This window comes from Bradyrhizobium viridifuturi, from assembly GCF_001238275.1.
Classification (GTDB): Bacteria; Pseudomonadota; Alphaproteobacteria; order Rhizobiales; family Xanthobacteraceae; genus Bradyrhizobium; species Bradyrhizobium viridifuturi.
Window position 1 is genome coordinate 62895 of sequence record NZ_LGTB01000038.1, and the last position, 16305, is coordinate 79199.

Below are 16305 nucleotides of genomic sequence, written 5' to 3' on the forward strand. Positions count from 1 at the left end.
CACCCCGCGATCACGCCCGCGCGGCGTGATCGTTGGCAGGATGGCCGCAGCCAGCTAGCTTGCGTCCCTGATGGGGGCGCAACGACATCATGCTTGAATCCCGCCGCAACCTGGCGCTGGCCTGCGCGCTCAGCGCGCTGGCCGGTTATGTCGACGGCATCGGCTATCTGCATCTCGGCGGGCTGTTCGTCTCCTTCATGAGCGGCAACTCGACGCGGCTTGGCGTGACCTTGGCCGAGGGGCATTGGCAGCACGCGCTGGAGGCGCTGGAGCTGATCGTGCTGTTCGTCGGCGGCGCCGCGGCCGGCAGCCTGGTCGTGCTGAGTCCCCTCGCTCATCGGCAGACGTTGATCCTCCTCGGCGAGGCGCTGTTGCTGACCGCGGCGGCGCTGGCCTACGCGTATGGCCTGCCGCACGCCGCGGTCGCCGCCATCGTCCTGGCGATGGGGCTCGAGAATGCCGTGTTCCAGCTCGAGGGCGGCGCCGGGCTCGGTCTCACCTATGTCACGGGGGCGCTGGTCAAGGCCGGCCAGCTGATAGCCGCGGCGCTGACCGGCGGAGCAGGCTGGGCTTGGCTGCCCAACCTGCTGCTGTGGGCGGCGCTGGTCGCCGGTGCGCTCGGCGGCGCATTGGCCTACCGCTGGATCAATCTCGCTGCGATCTGGTTTGCCGCGGGCACCGCGTTTGCCCTCAGCGCGCTGGTTGCCGCAACCGCGAAGCGGATGGATTGACAGCGCGGCTGCCTTGGCCGATGTCACGGTCATGACATCCTCAAGCATGCCATCCCAAGGCAAAACCCGCGCCGCGTGCCTGATCGGGTGGCCGGCGGCGCATTCCCGCTCGCCGCTGATCCACCATTACTGGCTGCGCACGCTCGGCATCGAGGGCGGCTATGTGATCGAAGCGGTGCCGCCGGAGGATTTCAAGGATTTCCTGTTCCGCCTGTCGCTGCGTGGCTTCGTCGGCGCCAACGTCACCCTTCCGCACAAGGAGCAGGCGCTGGCGCTGTCGGCACCGGATGCGCGCGCCCGCGCCGTCGGCGCCGCCAACACGCTGTGGTTCGCCGATGGCGAGTTGCGCTCGACCAACACCGATGTCGAGGGCTTCATCAACAATCTCGACGCCTGCGCGCCGGGCTGGGACAAGACCGAGGACGCGCTGGTGCTCGGTGCCGGCGGCGCGGCGCGCGCGGTGGTGTTCGGACTGATCGAGCGCGGCATCACGCGGGTGCACCTGGTCAACCGCACCATCGGCCGCGCGCGCGCGCTCGCCGACCAGTTCGGCGCGCGTGTTCATCCGGCGACCTGGGACGCGGTCGGCGAGTTGTTGCCGCGCTCAGGCCTGCTCGTGAACACGACCTCGCTCGGTATGCACGGCCAACCGGCGCTTCAGATCGATGTCTCCCTGTTGCCGCAGAGCGCGGTTGTTACCGATCTTGTCTATGTGCCGCTGGTGACGCCGCTGCTTGCGGCGGCCTCGGCGCGCTCGCTGAAGACTGCGGATGGGCTCGGCATGCTGCTGCACCAGGCCGTGCGCGGTTTTGAATTGTGGTTCGGGCAACGCCCGCAAGTCACTGCGGAACTGCGCGCACTCGTTGAGGCCGATCTCACAAAGACTTGAGGCCTGGAATAGCGTCTCCGGAACGGGGTCTCGTGTTAGTCCCCCGCGTTCCCTCCCGGAGATCAATGATGCCTGCCAGCCGTTCCCAACTCGTTCGTCCGTTCATTGCGCTCGCGATGGTGACGGCCTCCACGCTCTACGCGCTCGCGCAGCAGCCGCCGACACCGACCCGGGTGCGCGGAACCGTCGAGAATGTCGAGGGCGATACGCTGGCGGTGAAGTCGCGCAGCGGCGAGGACGTCAAGCTGCACATGGCGGGCAACATGGTGGTGCTCGGGCTCACCAAGATCGGCCTGTCCGACATCAAGGTCGGTTCCTTCATCGGCACGACAACGGTACCCGGCCCCGACGGCGTGCCGACGGCGGTTGAGGTGCATGTCTTCCCCGAAAACATGCGCGGCACCGGCGAGGGCTCGCGGCCCTACGATCTGAAGCCGAACAGCAGCATGACCAATGCGACGGTCGCGGAATCCGTCGTCGGCAATGACGGCCATACCTTGCTGGTCAAGTACAAGGACGGCGAGAAGAAGGTGCAGGTCACGCCCGACACCCCCGTCGTGACCTATGTTCCCGGCGACAAGGCGGACCTGAAGGCCGGCGCCAAGGTCATCGCCTTCATGAAGAAGTTGCCCGACGGCTCGTTCGAAACCGACCGCGTCAGCGTCGGCCGCGACGGGCTGACCCCGCCGATGTAACGCGAGGCGCCAGATCTCGTTGGGTCGTGGTTATGGGTTCCGGGTCGCGCTTTGCTTGCCCGGGACGACGAAGATCGTGTGGCTCGTTCGCTTCAGCCGGGCTATGGCGGCTTGCGTCAAGCGCATCACCTGTCCGTTACTGCGGTAACAGTCCCTCATCCGGTGCGTAAATGTCGTGCAAGCCGTCACTCCAGTGGGGAGTTGTGGCTTGCACGGAATACCACCAATTCCCCGGTGTTCCCCTAATCGCCAGCCAAACCCATGAGGAACACCATGTCGAAATCGCCGCTCTTCGCTGCATTGCTTCTCGTCGCCTTTGCCTCGACCGCGTCGGCGCAGCAGCCGCCGACGGTGCGCATTCGCGGCACCATCGAGGCCGTCGACGGCGCAATGCTGTCGATCAAGTCGCGCGACGGCGCCGAGATGAAGGTGCGGACCACGGATAACGTTGCAGTGTTCGGAGTTGCCAAGACCGATTTGTCGGAGATCAAGGCCGGTTCCTATATCGGGGTAACCGCGATGCCGGAGCCCGACGGGACGCAGAAGGCGATCGCGGTGCACATCTTCCCGGAAAACCAGCGCGGCGCCGCTGAAGGTTTTCGGCCCTGGGACCTGCGCGCCAATTCGACGATGACCAACGCCACCGTCGCCGAGACGGTGCAGGGCACCGACGGCCAGAACATCACGGTGAAATACAAGGACGGCGAGAAGAAGGTCGTGGTGCCCCCGGGCACTCCGGTCGTCACCTTCGTCTCCGGCGACAAGTCGGAGCTGAAGCCGGGCGCCAAGATCATCATCTTCGGCGCAGTGAAGAAGGATGACGGCACGCTGGAAGCCAACCGCGTCAATGTCGGCCGCGACGGCATCGCGCCGCCGATGTGACGTGCAGGCAAACTCTCTCGACACGTTGTCCCGGCGAAAGCCGGGACCCATAACCACCGATGACGATTGTTGAGAAGAGTTGGGGCCACAATCGTACCAAATCTCGCACGGCTGTGGTTATGGGTCGCGCTGCGCTTGCCCGGGACGACGTGTCGAGGCTGTCGCTCCGCCCTAAACCGCCAGCACCTTGTCGTCGATCTCGGCGATGGTGTTGACGCCGCACAGCCCCATCGTGGTGGTGAGTTCCTTGCCGAGGATGTCGAGCGCCTTGGCGACGCCCTCTTGGCCGCCCGCGCCGAGGCCATAGGCATAGGCGCGGCCGATCATGCAGGACTTCGCGCCGAGCGCGAGCGCGCGCATGATGTCCATGCCGGTGCGGATGCCGCCGTCGAACATGATCTCGAGCTGTGATCCGACCTCGTCGACGATCTCGGGCAGCACCTCGATCGAGGACGGTGCGCCATCGAGCTGGCGGCCGCCATGGTTGGAGACCACGATCGCCTGCGCGCCGCTCTTGGCGGCGAGCTCGGCGTCCTCGACATCGAGAATGCCCTTCAGGATCAGCTTGCCCGGCCAGATCGAGCGGATCCAGTCGATGTCCTTCCAGTTCAGCGTGGTGTCGAACTGCGATGCCGTCCATTCCGACAGCTTGACGATGTCGTCCATGCCTTTGACGTGTCCGGCGATGTTGCCGAAGGTGCGGCGCTTGCCTTGCAGCACGCCCGACACCCACGCCGGCTTGGTCGCGAAGTCGATCAGCTTCGACAGCGACCATTCCGGCGGCACGGTCATGCCGTTCTTGATGTCCTGGTGGCGCTGGCCGATCACCTGCAAATCGACGGTCAGTACCAGCGCCGAGCATTTCGCCGCGATCGCACGCTCGATCAGCGACTTGATGAAGCCGCGGTCCTTCATGACGTAGAGCTGGAACCAGAACGGCTTGTCGACGGCGGCCGCGATGTCCTCGATCGAGCAGATCGACATCGTGCTCTGGGTGAAGGGAATGCCGGCCGCCTGCGCGGCGCGGCAGGCGTGGATCTCGCCGTCGCCATGCTGCATGCCGAGCAGGCCGACCGGGGCCAGGATCAGCGGCATCGCCGAGGGCTCACCGAGGATCGTGGTCGCGAGGGTGCGCTTGGATACATCGACCAGGATGCGCTGGCGGAACTTGATCTGCTGCAGGTCGTCGGAATTGGCGCGCAGCGTGTCCTCGGTGTAGGAGCCGCGGTCCGCATAATCGAAAAACGCCTTCGGAACCCGGCGCTTGTGCAACTGGCGCAGATCTTCGATGCAGGTAATGTGCTTCATGGACGTTCCCGGCCCTTCTTCTTGTCGCAAGTCTGTTTGAGCAAGCCTTGTTGGTAAGCCTTGCGGGTGTTCGGTCTTGCCGTCATCTAGCATGGTTGGATGGTCCGCCAAATCGACCACGGATGGGAGAGCGCGATGACGCAATCGGGATCAAAGCCGAAGGCTGACGACAATGCTGAAAAGCGCCGGCTCGACGAGGCCCTGGAAGAGGGCCTGGAGGAGACGTTTCCCGGTTCCGACCCCGTCAATGTGACCCAGCCGGCCCCGACCAAGGGCGACCAGCACGTCAAGCGCAGCGGCAAAGGGTAGGGGATAGCGCGCGTTCCGGGGATTGTGTGAACGAGCGGAATGTTATATTTTTCAGCGCCTTAAGGCCGAAAAATGCGGTTCGGCCGTGGTAATGATTCATCATATTTTTTGAAGTCATCTTAGCGCCTGGCAGTCTATAAGGCCGATGCACGCTACACTGGTAGGCGTTCGGGACTCTCTCGCCGGATGGTTCGAGGGGTCCGTGTTGGGGGTTACATGAGCCGCAAATATTTCGGGACCGATGGAATTCGGGGCCGCGCCAATGGGCTGATCACGCCGGAGCTCGCGCTCAAGGTGGGGCAGGCCGCAGGGTTGGTATTTCAGCGTGGCGACCATCGCCATCGCGTCGTGATCGGCAAGGACACGCGGCTGTCCGGCTACATGATCGAATACGCCATGGTGGCGGGCTTCACCTCGGTCGGCATGGACGTGCTGCTGGTCGGCCCGATGCCGACGCCTGCGATCGCGATGCTGACCAAGTCGATGCGCGCCGATCTCGGCGTCATGATCTCGGCGTCGCACAATCTTTTCGAGGACAACGGCATCAAGCTGTTCGGCCCGCAGGGCTTCAAGCTGTCCGACGATGTCGAGAAGCAGATCGAGCAGTTGCTCGATGAATCGCTTGACCGCCGCCTGGCGCAGAGCGCGAGCCTCGGCCGCGCCCGCCGCATCGACGGCGTCCACGACCGCTACATCGAATTCGCCAAGCGCACTTTGCCGCGCGACCTCTCGCTCGACGGCCTGCGCGTCGTGGTCGATTGCGCCAACGGCGCCGCCTACAAGGTGGTGCCGGAAGCGCTGTGGGAGCTCGGCGCCGACGTGGTGCCGATCGGGGTCGAGCCCGATGGTTTCAACATCAACAAGGAATGCGGCTCCACCTCGCCGGAAGCGCTGTCGCGCAAGGTGCGCGAGATGCGCGCCGACATCGGCATCGCGCTCGACGGCGATGCCGATCGCGTCATCCTGGTCGACGAACGCGGCCACATCGTCGACGGCGACCAGCTGCTCGCGGTGATCGCGCAGAGCTGGAAGGAGGAGGGCCGCCTCGCCAAGCCCGGCATCGTCACGACCGTGATGTCCAACCTGGGGCTCGAGCGCTTCCTGCAGAGCCACGGGCTTTCGATGGTCCGCACCCCGGTCGGCGACCGCTACGTGCTCGAGCAGATGCTGAGCGGCGGCTACAATCTCGGCGGCGAGCCGTCGGGCCATATCATCATGTCTGATTATTCGACCACCGGCGACGGCTTCGTCGCGGCGCTGCAGGTGCTGGCCGTGGTGCAGAAGCTGCGCCGCCCGGTGTCGGAGATCTGCCGGCGGTTCGAACCACTGCCGCAGATCCTGAAGAACGTGCGCTATCGCAGCGGCAAGCCGCTCGATGCCGCCGAAGTCAAGTCCGCGATCACCGACGGCGAGAAACGTCTCAACGGCCATGGCCGGCTGTTGATCCGGCCCTCCGGCACCGAGCCGGTGATCCGCGTCATGGGCGAGGGTGACGACCGCATCCTGGTGGAAGAGGTCGTCGACAACATCGTCAGCGCACTCGGCCACGCCGCCGCGGCTTGAAGCTATAGATTCTCCGGGGCTCACCTGCCGATTCCGTCATCCTGAGGCGCTCGCGTAGCGAGCCTCGAAGGATCGACGGGCCGGCTGGTGGCCGTGCATCCTTCGAGGCTCGCAAGGGCTCGCACCTCCAGCGACAAAGGCGAAGCCTTTGCGCGGGGATGACGGAGACGGATTTGATTCAGTAATGCTGACCACACAGCGCATCGCTGCCATCGGCTAGCGCAACTGGTCCCGGCTGCCTCCGCGTCGTACGACACGGAGGTATTTTTGCGAATCCGTCCGGGAATGCTGCATTGAACAAGCCCGTCATAAGCGAACAGGCACAGGGCGAACCGGTGCCGGTGCCGGCGCTGACCGCCGCGAAGGCGCCGCCGCGGCGGGGCCGGCCTATGTCGTGCTCGCCGGCATCAGCTTCTCGCACTTCCTCAACGACACGATGCAGTCGCTGATCGCCTCGGTCTATCCGATCCTGAAGGACAATTACGCGCTCGACTTCGCGCAGATCGGAATGATCACGCTGGCGTTCCAGTTCACCGCCTCGCTGCTGCAGCCGCTGGTCGGGCATTTCACCGACAAGAAGGCGCAGCCGTTCTCGCTTGCGATCGGCATGGGCTTCACTTTCTTCGGGCTGCTGCTGCTCAGCGTCGCACACTCTTACGGGATGATTCTGATCGCGGCTTCGCTGGTCGGTCTCGGGTCGGCGGTGTTCCATCCGGAATCCTCGCGCATCGCGCGGCTGGCGTCAGGCGGACGCTACGGTTTCGCGCAATCGGTGTTCCAGCTCGGCGGCAGCTTCGGCACCTCGATGGGACCGGTGCTCGCCGCCTTGATCGTGGTGCCGTTCGGCCAGCCTTCGATCGCCTGGTTCTCCTCGATCGCATTCCTCGCCATCGTGATCCTCTGGCGCATCGGCGCCTGGTACAAGCCGCAGATCGCTGGGAAGAGGGCGGCTGCGGTTGAGCGGCATCCCGATCATCCTGACCAGCGGCGCGTGATGATCGCGCTCGTCGTGCTGGTCGCGCTGCTGTTCTCCAAGCAGCTCTACGTCTCCAGCCTGTCGAGCTACTACATTTTCTATCTGATCGACAGGTTCGGCGTGTCGACGCAGGCGGCGCAGCTCTATCTGTTCATCTTCCTCGCCGCGAACGCCGCCGGCGCGTTCATCGGCGGCCCGCTCGGCGACCGCTTCGGCCGCAAATACGTGATCTGGTTCTCGATCCTCGGTGCGCTGCCGTTCACGCTGGCACTGCCCTATGCCGGGCTGTTCGCCAGCGCCGTGCTGACTGTCGTGATCGGCCTGATCATCTCGTCGGCGACGTCGGCGATCATCGTGTTCGCGCAGGAATTGATGCCGCATCGCTTCGGCATGATCTCGGGCGTGTTCTTCGGCGTCGCCTTCGGCATCGGCGGGCTCGGCGCTGCGGTGCTCGGCAAGCTCGCGGACCACACCTCGATCGCCTTTGTCTATCAGCTGTGCGCGTTCCTGCCGGCGATCGGCCTGCTCGCGGTGTTCTTGCCGAAGATGCCGAAGTCCGTTCGCTGAGCTTCCGGCAGCTTGTCGGGCAGCAGCGGTTCCCGCATTAAGCATTCGCTAACAAACGCAGTCCGCGTGCGATGCAAACGCGCGTCCGCGTCAACGCTTCATTAGCACATGTGGCGAGATCGCCATCTTTCGCCGGTGCATGCGCGCATTTATGGACCCATAAGCAACAGCCGCAGAAATAGGTGAGAGAAAATCAACCTTAAAAATTAGGGTTAAGTGCCGCTTAAACATTTGCTGGCATCGTCCGCCCGTGAGTTTCAGACGTGGGGCTTTTCGTGTCGCCTCACTTGGCACAAAAGGACGAAGCCAATGCGTAGCGTAAAGACCCTGCTTGCCGCCGGCGCGGCATCTCTGTTGTCCTCGGCGGCGTTCGCTGCCGACATGCCGATCATGCCGCCGCCCCCGATGGCGTATGCGCCTCCGCCGGTCCAGGATTTCGGCGGCTGGTATCTGCGCGGCGACATCGGCATGACCAACACCCAGGCCAAGCTGCACGTCAACGCCTACGACACGCTGCCGGCCGGCACGGCCTTCAACCAGTACGGCCACGGTTTCGATGGCGGCATGCTCTACGGCATCGGCGTCGGCTATCAGTTCAACAGCTGGTTCCGCGCCGACGTCACCGGTGAGTATCGCTCGAAGGTGAGCTTCAACGGCACCGACTTCTTCACGTTCCCCGGGCCGAGCTCGCTGGGCGACACCTATCACGGCGGCGTCCAGAGCTGGGTCGGCCTCGTCAACGTCTACGCCGATCTCGGCACCTGGGGCTGCTTGACCCCGTTCATCGGTGCCGGTGTCGGTGCCGCTGTGATCAAGACCGCGGCCTTCTCCGACAATGCGACGTTCCCGAGCGGGTCCGGCCTGACCAGCTCCTTCATCGCCGACGGCGCCACCAAGACCAACTTCGCCTGGGCGCTGCACGCCGGTGTCGCCTACAGGGTCACCAACAACTTCACGGTCGAACTGGCCTATCGCTACCTCGACATGGGCACTGCCGGCCAGGGCCAGGGTCACTTCTTCGACAACACGCCGGCCGGTCCCTCAAGCTTCCAGTACCGCGACATCACCTCGCAGGACGTGAAGCTCGGCGTGCGCTTCAACCTGCCGTGCTGCGACGTGCCGCCCCGCCGCCGCCGCCCCCGCTGATCCGCAAGGGCTAACAAGGGTTAACTTCGAGCCCTCACGGTTAACGATTGAAACGGCGCGGGATCATCCCGCGCCGTTTTCCGTTGCCGCATCACGTCGCGCTCGTTGCAACTTGCGTGGTCGAAAGCGGCCGGCGACAACGATTGGTTAAGGTTAACAGGCGATGATCAACGCGCATTCGATGAGTGGGATGGAGCGTTGCGATGCGTAGGTTCTTGCTGGCGGCGATGATGTTCGGAGCGGTGACTGGCGCGCAGGCGGCCGACATGCCTGATTTCCTTCGCGGTAGTCTGCCCGCTTCCAGCGCACCAACCAGAAACTGGGACGGCTGGTATGTCGGCGGCCAGGTCGGCCAGACATGGATCAACACCGACTTTGGCGGTAGCGTTGCTTCCCTGACCAATTCCATATTCCGCAACACCACGCTGCAGGGGCCGACATCCCAATTCAATCTGTTGGGTCGGGTCAATGCGCAAAGCTCGGGCTTCGGAGCATTTGTCGGGCGCAACTGGCAGTATGACGACGTCGTGGTGGGTGTCGAAGCAAACTATACATATTGGTCCGGACTTACGACAACGACGTCCGGAAGTCTGGGTCCGATTCAAGTCGCACAACCAACCCTCGTCCTGCCGGCCGGCGCCACTGCGGCCGACGGCGTGACGTTGAATGGAAGCGCTTCGATGAGGCTCAAGGATGAGATGACATTCCGCGGTCGCGCGGGTTGGGCAACCGGTGATTTCCTCCCCTACGCCTTCGGCGGCCTTGCGGTCGGCCGGATGGATGTTTCGCGCACGGTCACGAGCTCCGTGAACAGAACGATCAACTTTGCCGACGGAAGTTCGACCACCTTTGCACTTCCGCAGTTTGCGCAAACCGCGACGGATGCGAAAACGGACGCTTACGTTGCCGGTTGGACCGCCGGTCTCGGCCTGGAATACATGCTGTGGAACTGTGTTTTCCTGCGCGGCGAGTGGGAATACGTCAAGTTCATGCCGGTCAAGAACACCTCGGTCACGCAGAACAGCGTGCGTGCGGCGATCGGCTACAAGTTCTGACCAACGCTGCGTCGCTTGACACCGCAATGTGCGGCTGATCCGATGTTGCTCCGCAAGCGGAGCGACCCCACATGAAAATCTACGGTGACGCCAATTCAGGCAATTGCCTGAAGGTGAAATGGGTGTGCGACAAGCTGGCGCTCCCTTACACATGGGTCGAGATCGACACCATGAAGGGCGGCAGCCGGACGGCGGACTTCCTCAGGCTGAACGGCTGGGGCCAGGTGCCGACGGTCGAGCTGGATGACGGCCGCACGCTTGCGCAATCCAATGCCATCATCCGCTATCTCGCGCGCGGCAGCGATCTGATCCCCGCCGACCCGTACCGTGCGGCGCGGATGGATGCCTGGATGTTCTGGGAGCAGAACAGCCATGAGCCCTATGTCGCCGTCTGCCGTTTCCAGACCGTGTATCTCGGCAAGGTCGTCTCCGAGATCGATCCGAATCTGATCAAGCGCGGCTATGTCGCGCTCGATCACCTGGAGCGGCATCTTGCAGGCACGCAGTTCCTGGTCGACGATGCGTTCTCGCTCGCCGACGTGTCGTTGCTTGCCTACACGCGCGTGGCGGAGGACGGCGGCCTCGCGCTCGCGCGCTATCCCATCATCCGCCGCTGGATCGCCGATGCCGAGCGTGTGCTCGGCCTGCCGGCGGTGCGCTGACCTCTGGTGAACATCGATATGACTGAAGCCTCATTGATCACGATCCGCCGCGCGCGGCGCGAGGATGTCGCCGCCATCGTCGGTATGCTGGCGGACGATCCGCTCGGCAGCGCGCGCGAGCGGATCGAGGATCCGCTGCCGCAAAGCTATTACGACGCCTTCGCGCGGGTCGAGCGTGATGCAAACCTGCAGCTCGTCGTCGCCGTCCACGGCGAGGGTGCCATCGTCGGCTGCCTGCAACTCGCCATCTTGCCCGGCCTCAGCTCGCAGGGCTCTTCGCGCGGCCTGCTCGAGGACGTCCGCGTTGCACAGCATTGCCGCAGCCGCGGCATCGGCGAGCAGCTCGTGCAGTGGGCGGTGACCGAGGCGCGCGCGCAAGGCTGCACGCTCGTCGAGTTGCTGACGCACCACACCCGCGTCGACGCGCAGCGCTTCTATGAACGGCTTGGATTCGCGCGCAGCCATCTCGGCATGACGCTGCGCTTTTGAGCTGCGCGCTCGAAGTTGTGCCACACGCAGGGCAATGCCTGCGGTAGCCGTTGCTCCGCGATCCGGTTAACAGCCAATAAACTAAGCCGGCCTCCGTGATTTTACGGGTCGGAACGAGTCCGGTATGTCGGACGTCTCCCACGGGGCGGCGGGCAACTGGGGATTGGAATGTCGGATTATTCGATCGTGCGGGTCGGCAACGAGTACATCGTGCAGGCCGGCGATAAGAGCATTTTGAAAATATCGAGCCGGCGCAAGGCAGTTAAGATCATGACTCTGGCGGCAGATCTGCTCGATCAGGAGACGATGCAACAGGTCGAGGACGCCCCATCAATCAGCCGTGATCTCCCGATTGTTCCGGAAAAGTCTGAACTTCCTTGACGTTTGGGTACCCTTCCACTATCTCCGACCGCGGGAAACCTCTCCCCACCGAGAGGCAGCTATCTGGAAGGGTAGATTATGACTGCAGCGAAGCCCGCTTCGCGGCCCAACGTGCCGCATTTCTCCTCCGGCCCCTGCGCCAAGCGCCCCGGCTGGAACCCCAACAATCTCAAGGACGCAGCGCTCGGCCGCTCGCATCGTGCGAAGGTCGGCAAGGCCAAACTCAAGCTCGCGATCGAACTGACGCGCGAAGTGCTTGAGGTGCCTGCGGACTACAAGATCGGCATCGTGCCGGCGTCGGACACCGGCGCGGTCGAGATGGCGCTGTGGTCGCTGCTCGGTGCGCGGCCCGTCACCACGCTCGCCTGGGAATCCTTCGGCGAGGGCTGGGTCAGCGACATCGTCAAGGAATTGAAGCTGAAGGACGTCACCAAGCTGAACGCGGCTTATGGTGAAATCCCCGATCTCTCCAAGGTCGATCCCGCATCCGACGTCGTCTTCACCTGGAACGGCACCACGTCAGGCGTGCGCGTGCCGAACGCCGACTGGATCAGCGCAACCCGTGAAGGCCTCACGATTTGCGACGCGACCTCGGCCGCCTTCGCGCAGCCGCTCGATTTCGCCAAGCTCGACGTCGTCACCTTCTCCTGGCAGAAGGCGCTCGGCGGTGAAGCCGCGCATGGCATGCTGATCCTGTCGCCGCGTGCGGTGGAGCGGCTTGAGACCTACAAGCCGGCCTGGCCGCTGCCGAAGATCTTCCGCCTCACCAAGGGCGGCAAGCTCAACCAGGGCATCTTCGAAGGCGAGACCATCAACACGCCGTCGATGCTCTGCGTCGAGGATTATCTCGACGCGTTGAACTGGGCGAAGTCGATCGGCGGCCTGAAGGCGTTGATCGCGCGCGCCGACGCCAACACCAAGGCGATCGCCGACTGGAAGGCGAAGACGCCCTGGATCGACTTCCTGGCCAAGGATCCGGCGATCCGCTCCAACACCTCGGTGTGCCTGAAGTTCACCGATCCCGCGATCACCTCGCTTCCCGCCGATGCGCAGGCCGATTTCTGCAAGAAGCTGGTCGCGCTGGTGGAGAAGGAAAACGCCGGCTTCGACTTCGCGTATTACCGCGATGCGCCGGCTGGCTTGCGGATCTGGTGCGGCGCCACGGTCGAGGCAAAGGACGTCGAGCTGCTGACGCAGTGGATCGACTGGGCTTTCGCCGAAACCAAGGCCGCGTTGCCCAAGGCTGCCTGAAGAGGCGGCATAAGCCGCTTCGCGTAATTCATCATCGTCATGGCCGGGCTAAGCGCGAAGTGCGTCTTCGCTAATTGACCCGGCCACCTATCGCGCAGAGTGGCCGGGCGGGCGTCGTGCCCGCGGCCGTCGTGTATTCAAACGCATCGTTCAGCAACGGATCATTCCGATGACAAAACCCAAAGTTCTGATTTCCGACGCGCTGTCGCCCGCCGCCGTGCAGATCTTCAAGGATCGCGGCGTCGAGGTCGACTTCCAGCCCAACCTCGGCAAGGACAAGGACAAGCTCGCCGAGATCATCGGCAATTATGATGGCCTTGCGATCCGCTCGGCCACCAAGGCGACCGCCAAGATTCTCGAGAAGGCGACCAAGCTCAAGGTGATCGGCCGTGCCGGTATCGGCGTCGACAATGTCGAGATCCCGGCCGCGACCGCCAAGGGCATCATCGTGATGAACACGCCGTTCGGCAATTCGATCACGACCGCCGAGCACGCCATCACCCTGATGCTGGCGCTGGCCCGCGAGATCCCGCAGGCCGATGCCTCGACCCAGGCCGGCAAGTGGAGAAGAACCGCTTCATGGGCGTCGAGATCACCGCCAAGACGCTCGGGGTGATCGGCTGCGGCAATATCGGCTCGATCGTCGCCGACCGCGCCCTCGGCCTGCGCATGAAGGTGATCGCGTTCGATCCGTTCCTGTCGCCGGAGCGCGCCAAGGACATCGGCGTCGAGAAGGTCGAGCTGGATGATCTGCTGAAGCGCGCCGATTTCATCACGCTGCACACGCCGCTGACCGAGAAGACCCGCAACGTCATCGACGCGGCCGCGATCGCCAAGATGAAGAAGGGCGTCCGCATCATCAACTGCGCCCGCGGCGGGCTGGTCGACGAGCAGGCGCTGGTCGATGCGCTGAATTCCAAGCATGTCGCGGGCGCGCGTTCGACGTGTTCGTCGAGGAGCCGGCGACGACGAACGTCTTGTTCGGCCATCCCAACGTGATCTGCACCCCGCATCTCGGCGCCTCCACCACCGAGGCGCAGGAGAACGTCGCGCTGCAGGTCGCCGAGCAGATGTCGGACTATCTGCTGTCGGGCGCGATCTCGAACGCGGTCAACTTCCCCTCGATCACGGCGGAAGAGCGCCGAAGCTGAAGCCGTTCATCGAACTCGCCGAGAAGCTCGGCTCGTTCGCCGGTCAGCTCACCGAGAGCGGCATCCTCAAGACCACGATCACCTATGAGGGCCACGTCGCCGAGATGAAGATCAAGGCGATCACCTCGGCGGTGCTGTCCGGCCTGCTGCGCCCGATGCTGGGCGAGGTCAACGTGGTGTCGGCGCCTGTCGTCGCCAAGGAGCGCGGCATGGTGGTGGACGAGGTGGTTCGCGCTGCGCAGAGCGACTATGAAAGCCTGATCACGGTCACCGTCGCGACCGAGCGCCAGGAGCGGTCGGTGTCCGGCACCGTCTATGCCGACGGCAAGCCGCGCCTCGTCGACATCAAGGGCATCCGCGTCGACGCCGAGTTCGGCAAGTCGATGATCTACGTGACCAACGAGGACAAGCCGGGCTTCATCGGCGCGTTCGCGAGCCTCCTGGGTGATGCGAAAATCAATATCGCGACCTTCCATCTCGGCCGCGTCAAGCAGGGCGGCGACGCCATCGCGCTGGTCGAGGTCGACGGCGCGGTACCGGCGGAGCTGCTGAGCAAGGTGCAGGCGCTGCCGCAGGTGAAGCAGGCCAAAGCGCTGACGTTCTGAGGCGCCAACGTTCTGAGGCACTGACGTTTTGAACGCTGTTTGAGCGGCTCTCGTCGTCGCCCGGGACGTGCCGGGCATGACGAGCGAAGTTACCGTTCGAATGCAGCCAAATTCCGATCTGCGGAACATGACGCCGTCTCCGACCCCGGAGGCGGCGTTTGTCGTTCCAGAGCCTCCGGTATTGCTGTTGCGCCGCACGAAAAATGTGTACGAACGGGCCACGACGCGCCACAATGACCGTCATCTCAGAGGGAGAAAACAATGCGTGAAGCCGTAATCGTTTCCTACGCGCGCACCGGCCTGGCGAAGTCCGGCCGTGGCGGATTCAACATCACCCCGCCGATGTCGCTCGCCGCGCACGCCATCAAGCACGCGGTCGATCGCGCCGGCGTCGACAAGGAATATGTCGAGGATTGCTATCTCGGCAATTGCGCCCATGGCGCGCCGAACATCGGCCGCCAGGCCGCGCTGCTCGCCGGCCTGCCGAAGTCGACCGCGGGCGTTCCGTGAACCGCTTCTGCTCGTCGGGCCTGCAGACCATCGCGATGGCCGCCAACTCGATCCGCTCGGATGGCTTCGATTGCATCGTCGCCGGCGGCGTCGAAAGCATCTCGATTCCCGGCGGCGGCTCGCCGAAGGAATCGATCGATCCGGACCTGCTCAAGGCCGCACCCGACATCTTCATGGCGATGATCGACACCGCCGACATCGTCGCCGAGCGCTACAAGCTCAGCCGCGAATACCAGGACGAGTATTCGCTGGAGTCGCAGCGCCGCATGGCGGCCGCGCAGCAGGCCAACAAGTTCAAGGACGAAATCGTCCCGATGAAGACCAAGATGAAGGTGGTCGACAAGGCGACCAAGGCCGAGTCGATCGTCGACTACGTGGTCGATCGCGACGAGTGCAACCGTCCCGAGACCACGCTGGAAGGCCTCGCCAAGCTCGAGCCTGTGAAGGGTCCGGGCAAGTTCGTCACCGCCGGCAATGCCAGCCAGCTGTCCGACGGCGCCGCCGCCGTGGTGCTGATGGAAGCCAAGGACGCCGAGAAGCGCGGCCTCAACCCGCTGGGCCGCTTCGTCGCCTGGGCCTCGGCCGGCTGCGAGCCCGACGAGATGGGTATTGGTCCGGTGTTTGCCGTGCCGAAGCTGCTCAAGCGCCACGGCCTGAAGGTCGACGATATCGACCTCTGGGAGCTGAACGAGGCCTTCGCCAGCCAGTGCCTGTATTCGCGCGACCAACTCGGCATCGATCCCGAGAAGTACAATGTCAACGGCGGCTCGATCGCGATCGGCCATCCGTTCGGCATGACCGGCGCCCGGCTCACCGGCCACCTCCTGCAGGAAGGCCGTCGCCGCAAGGCCAAGTGGGGCGTCGTGACCATGTGCATCGGCGGTGGTCAGGGCGGCGCCGGCCTGTTCGAGATCTACAGCTGAGCCTTCGGCTCGGCCGATCGTTCAAGATTTGCTGCACGGCGCCTCAGGGCGCCGTGCTTTTTGTGTCGCCTTCCGTGCATTGACCGGCAAAGGAGACTATCCGACATCGCCGCGCCATCCGGCAGCCGCGACGGCGCCATCGTCGTGCCGCAGGGAAACCTCAATCGAACCAGTCGCTTCCTCGCTGCGTCTCACCACCAGAAACGGCGCGC

General features: G+C 64.2%; 13 protein-coding genes and 3 pseudogenes. 15 read left to right on the forward strand and 1 reads right to left on the reverse strand.

The window, feature by feature from the left end; translation table 11 throughout:
* The first annotated feature begins 89 nt into the window (after window positions 1-89).
* The 4 genes from ALC15_RS29910 (at window position 90) to ALC15_RS29925 (ending at window position 3197) form a co-directional block, all read left to right on the forward strand.
* The gene (locus ALC15_RS29910) at window positions 90-731 is read left to right on the forward strand and encodes a YoaK family protein (RefSeq protein WP_050630389.1); all 642 of its coding nucleotides are present in this window, start codon (window positions 90-92) and stop codon (window positions 729-731) included.
* A 46-nt stretch (window positions 732-777) separates the two neighbouring features.
* On the forward strand, window positions 778-1620 hold the full coding sequence (locus tag ALC15_RS29915) for a shikimate dehydrogenase (protein ID WP_094194204.1): 843 nt from the start codon (window positions 778-780) through the stop codon (window positions 1618-1620).
* 116 nt (window positions 1621-1736) lie between these two features.
* A complete protein-coding gene (locus ALC15_RS29920; protein WP_162240525.1) occupies window positions 1737-2315 on the forward strand; it encodes a hypothetical protein in 579 nt (192 codons plus the stop codon).
* 273 nt (window positions 2316-2588) lie between these two features.
* The gene (locus ALC15_RS29925; protein ID WP_050630426.1) at window positions 2589-3197 is read left to right on the forward strand and encodes a hypothetical protein; all 609 of its coding nucleotides are present in this window, start codon (window positions 2589-2591) and stop codon (window positions 3195-3197) included.
* A gap of 171 nt (window positions 3198-3368) precedes the next feature.
* On the opposite strand, the gene ALC15_RS29930 is transcribed toward ALC15_RS29925, so the two are convergent.
* Window positions 3369-4505 carry an alpha-hydroxy acid oxidase gene (locus ALC15_RS29930; RefSeq protein ID WP_050630391.1) on the reverse strand — a complete coding sequence of 379 codons (1137 nt, stop codon included), beginning with the start codon at window positions 4503-4505 and terminating at the stop codon, window positions 3369-3371.
* 135 nt (window positions 4506-4640) lie between these two features.
* Here ALC15_RS29930 and ALC15_RS44940 point away from each other — a divergent pair, with 135 nt between their 5' ends.
* The 11 genes and pseudogenes from ALC15_RS44940 to ALC15_RS29985 all read left to right on the forward strand — a co-directional run bounded on the left by ALC15_RS44940 (window position 4641) and on the right by ALC15_RS29985 (window position 16093).
* Window positions 4641-4814, forward strand: a complete 174-nt coding sequence (locus ALC15_RS44940) for a hypothetical protein (RefSeq protein ID WP_167350180.1) — start codon at window positions 4641-4643, stop codon at window positions 4812-4814.
* Window positions 4815-5030: 216 nt separating this feature from the next.
* A complete protein-coding gene (glmM, locus tag ALC15_RS29940; protein ID WP_050630393.1) occupies window positions 5031-6377 on the forward strand; it encodes a phosphoglucosamine mutase in 1347 nt (448 codons plus the stop codon).
* Window positions 6378-6670: 293 nt separating this feature from the next.
* Window positions 6671-7920 (forward strand): annotated as a pseudogene (locus ALC15_RS29945) (MFS transporter).
* A gap of 309 nt (window positions 7921-8229) precedes the next feature.
* Entirely contained in the window at window positions 8230-9066 is an 837-nt protein-coding gene (locus tag ALC15_RS29950) for an outer membrane protein (RefSeq protein ID WP_347336333.1), read from the forward strand.
* A gap of 203 nt (window positions 9067-9269) precedes the next feature.
* Window positions 9270-10121, forward strand: coding sequence for an outer membrane protein (locus ALC15_RS29955; RefSeq protein WP_050630394.1), 852 nt, complete (start codon window positions 9270-9272; stop codon window positions 10119-10121).
* Between the two features lie 71 nt (window positions 10122-10192).
* Window positions 10193-10783, forward strand: coding sequence for a glutathione S-transferase family protein (locus ALC15_RS29960; protein WP_050630395.1), 591 nt, complete (start codon window positions 10193-10195; stop codon window positions 10781-10783).
* 18 nt (window positions 10784-10801) lie between these two features.
* Entirely contained in the window at window positions 10802-11272 is a 471-nt protein-coding gene (locus tag ALC15_RS29965) for a GNAT family N-acetyltransferase (protein ID WP_050630396.1), read from the forward strand.
* A gap of 168 nt (window positions 11273-11440) precedes the next feature.
* Window positions 11441-11653, forward strand: a complete 213-nt coding sequence (locus ALC15_RS29970) for a hypothetical protein (RefSeq protein WP_050630397.1) — start codon at window positions 11441-11443, stop codon at window positions 11651-11653.
* A 78-nt stretch (window positions 11654-11731) separates the two neighbouring features.
* On the forward strand, window positions 11732-12904 hold the full coding sequence (locus tag ALC15_RS29975; protein WP_050630398.1) for a phosphoserine transaminase: 1173 nt from the start codon (window positions 11732-11734) through the stop codon (window positions 12902-12904).
* A 169-nt stretch (window positions 12905-13073) separates the two neighbouring features.
* Window positions 13074-14660, forward strand: a pseudogene (serA, locus tag ALC15_RS29980) (phosphoglycerate dehydrogenase).
* A 261-nt stretch (window positions 14661-14921) separates the two neighbouring features.
* A pseudogene (locus ALC15_RS29985) lies at window positions 14922-16093 on the forward strand (thiolase family protein).
* The last annotated feature ends 212 nt before the right edge of the window (window positions 16094-16305 follow it).

Bases quoted from the DNA above. Each gene is read 5' to 3' on its own strand.
- ALC15_RS29925 (WP_050630426.1), top strand. From the start codon at position 2,589: ATGTCGAAATCGCCGCTCTTCGCTGCATTGCTTCTCGTCGCCTTTGCC.
- ALC15_RS29950 (WP_347336333.1), top strand. From the start codon at position 8,230: ATGCGTAGCGTAAAGACCCTGCTTGCCGCCGGCGCGGCATCTCTGTTG.
- ALC15_RS29970 (WP_050630397.1), top strand. From the start codon at position 11,441: ATGTCGGATTATTCGATCGTGCGGGTCGGCAACGAGTACATCGTGCAG.
- ALC15_RS29930 (WP_050630391.1), bottom strand. From the start codon at position 4,505: ATGAAGCACATTACCTGCATCGAAGATCTGCGCCAGTTGCACAAGCGC.
- ALC15_RS29910 (WP_050630389.1), top strand. From the start codon at position 90: ATGCTTGAATCCCGCCGCAACCTGGCGCTGGCCTGCGCGCTCAGCGCG.
- ALC15_RS29960 (WP_050630395.1), top strand. From the start codon at position 10,193: ATGAAAATCTACGGTGACGCCAATTCAGGCAATTGCCTGAAGGTGAAA.
- ALC15_RS29955 (WP_050630394.1), top strand. From the start codon at position 9,270: ATGCGTAGGTTCTTGCTGGCGGCGATGATGTTCGGAGCGGTGACTGGC.
- ALC15_RS29920 (WP_162240525.1), top strand. From the start codon at position 1,737: ATGGTGACGGCCTCCACGCTCTACGCGCTCGCGCAGCAGCCGCCGACA.
- ALC15_RS44940 (WP_167350180.1), top strand. From the start codon at position 4,641: ATGACGCAATCGGGATCAAAGCCGAAGGCTGACGACAATGCTGAAAAG.
- ALC15_RS29915 (WP_094194204.1), top strand. From the start codon at position 778: ATGCCATCCCAAGGCAAAACCCGCGCCGCGTGCCTGATCGGGTGGCCG.
- ALC15_RS29965 (WP_050630396.1), top strand. From the start codon at position 10,802: ATGACTGAAGCCTCATTGATCACGATCCGCCGCGCGCGGCGCGAGGAT.
- ALC15_RS29975 (WP_050630398.1), top strand. From the start codon at position 11,732: ATGACTGCAGCGAAGCCCGCTTCGCGGCCCAACGTGCCGCATTTCTCC.
- glmM (WP_050630393.1), top strand. From the start codon at position 5,031: ATGAGCCGCAAATATTTCGGGACCGATGGAATTCGGGGCCGCGCCAAT.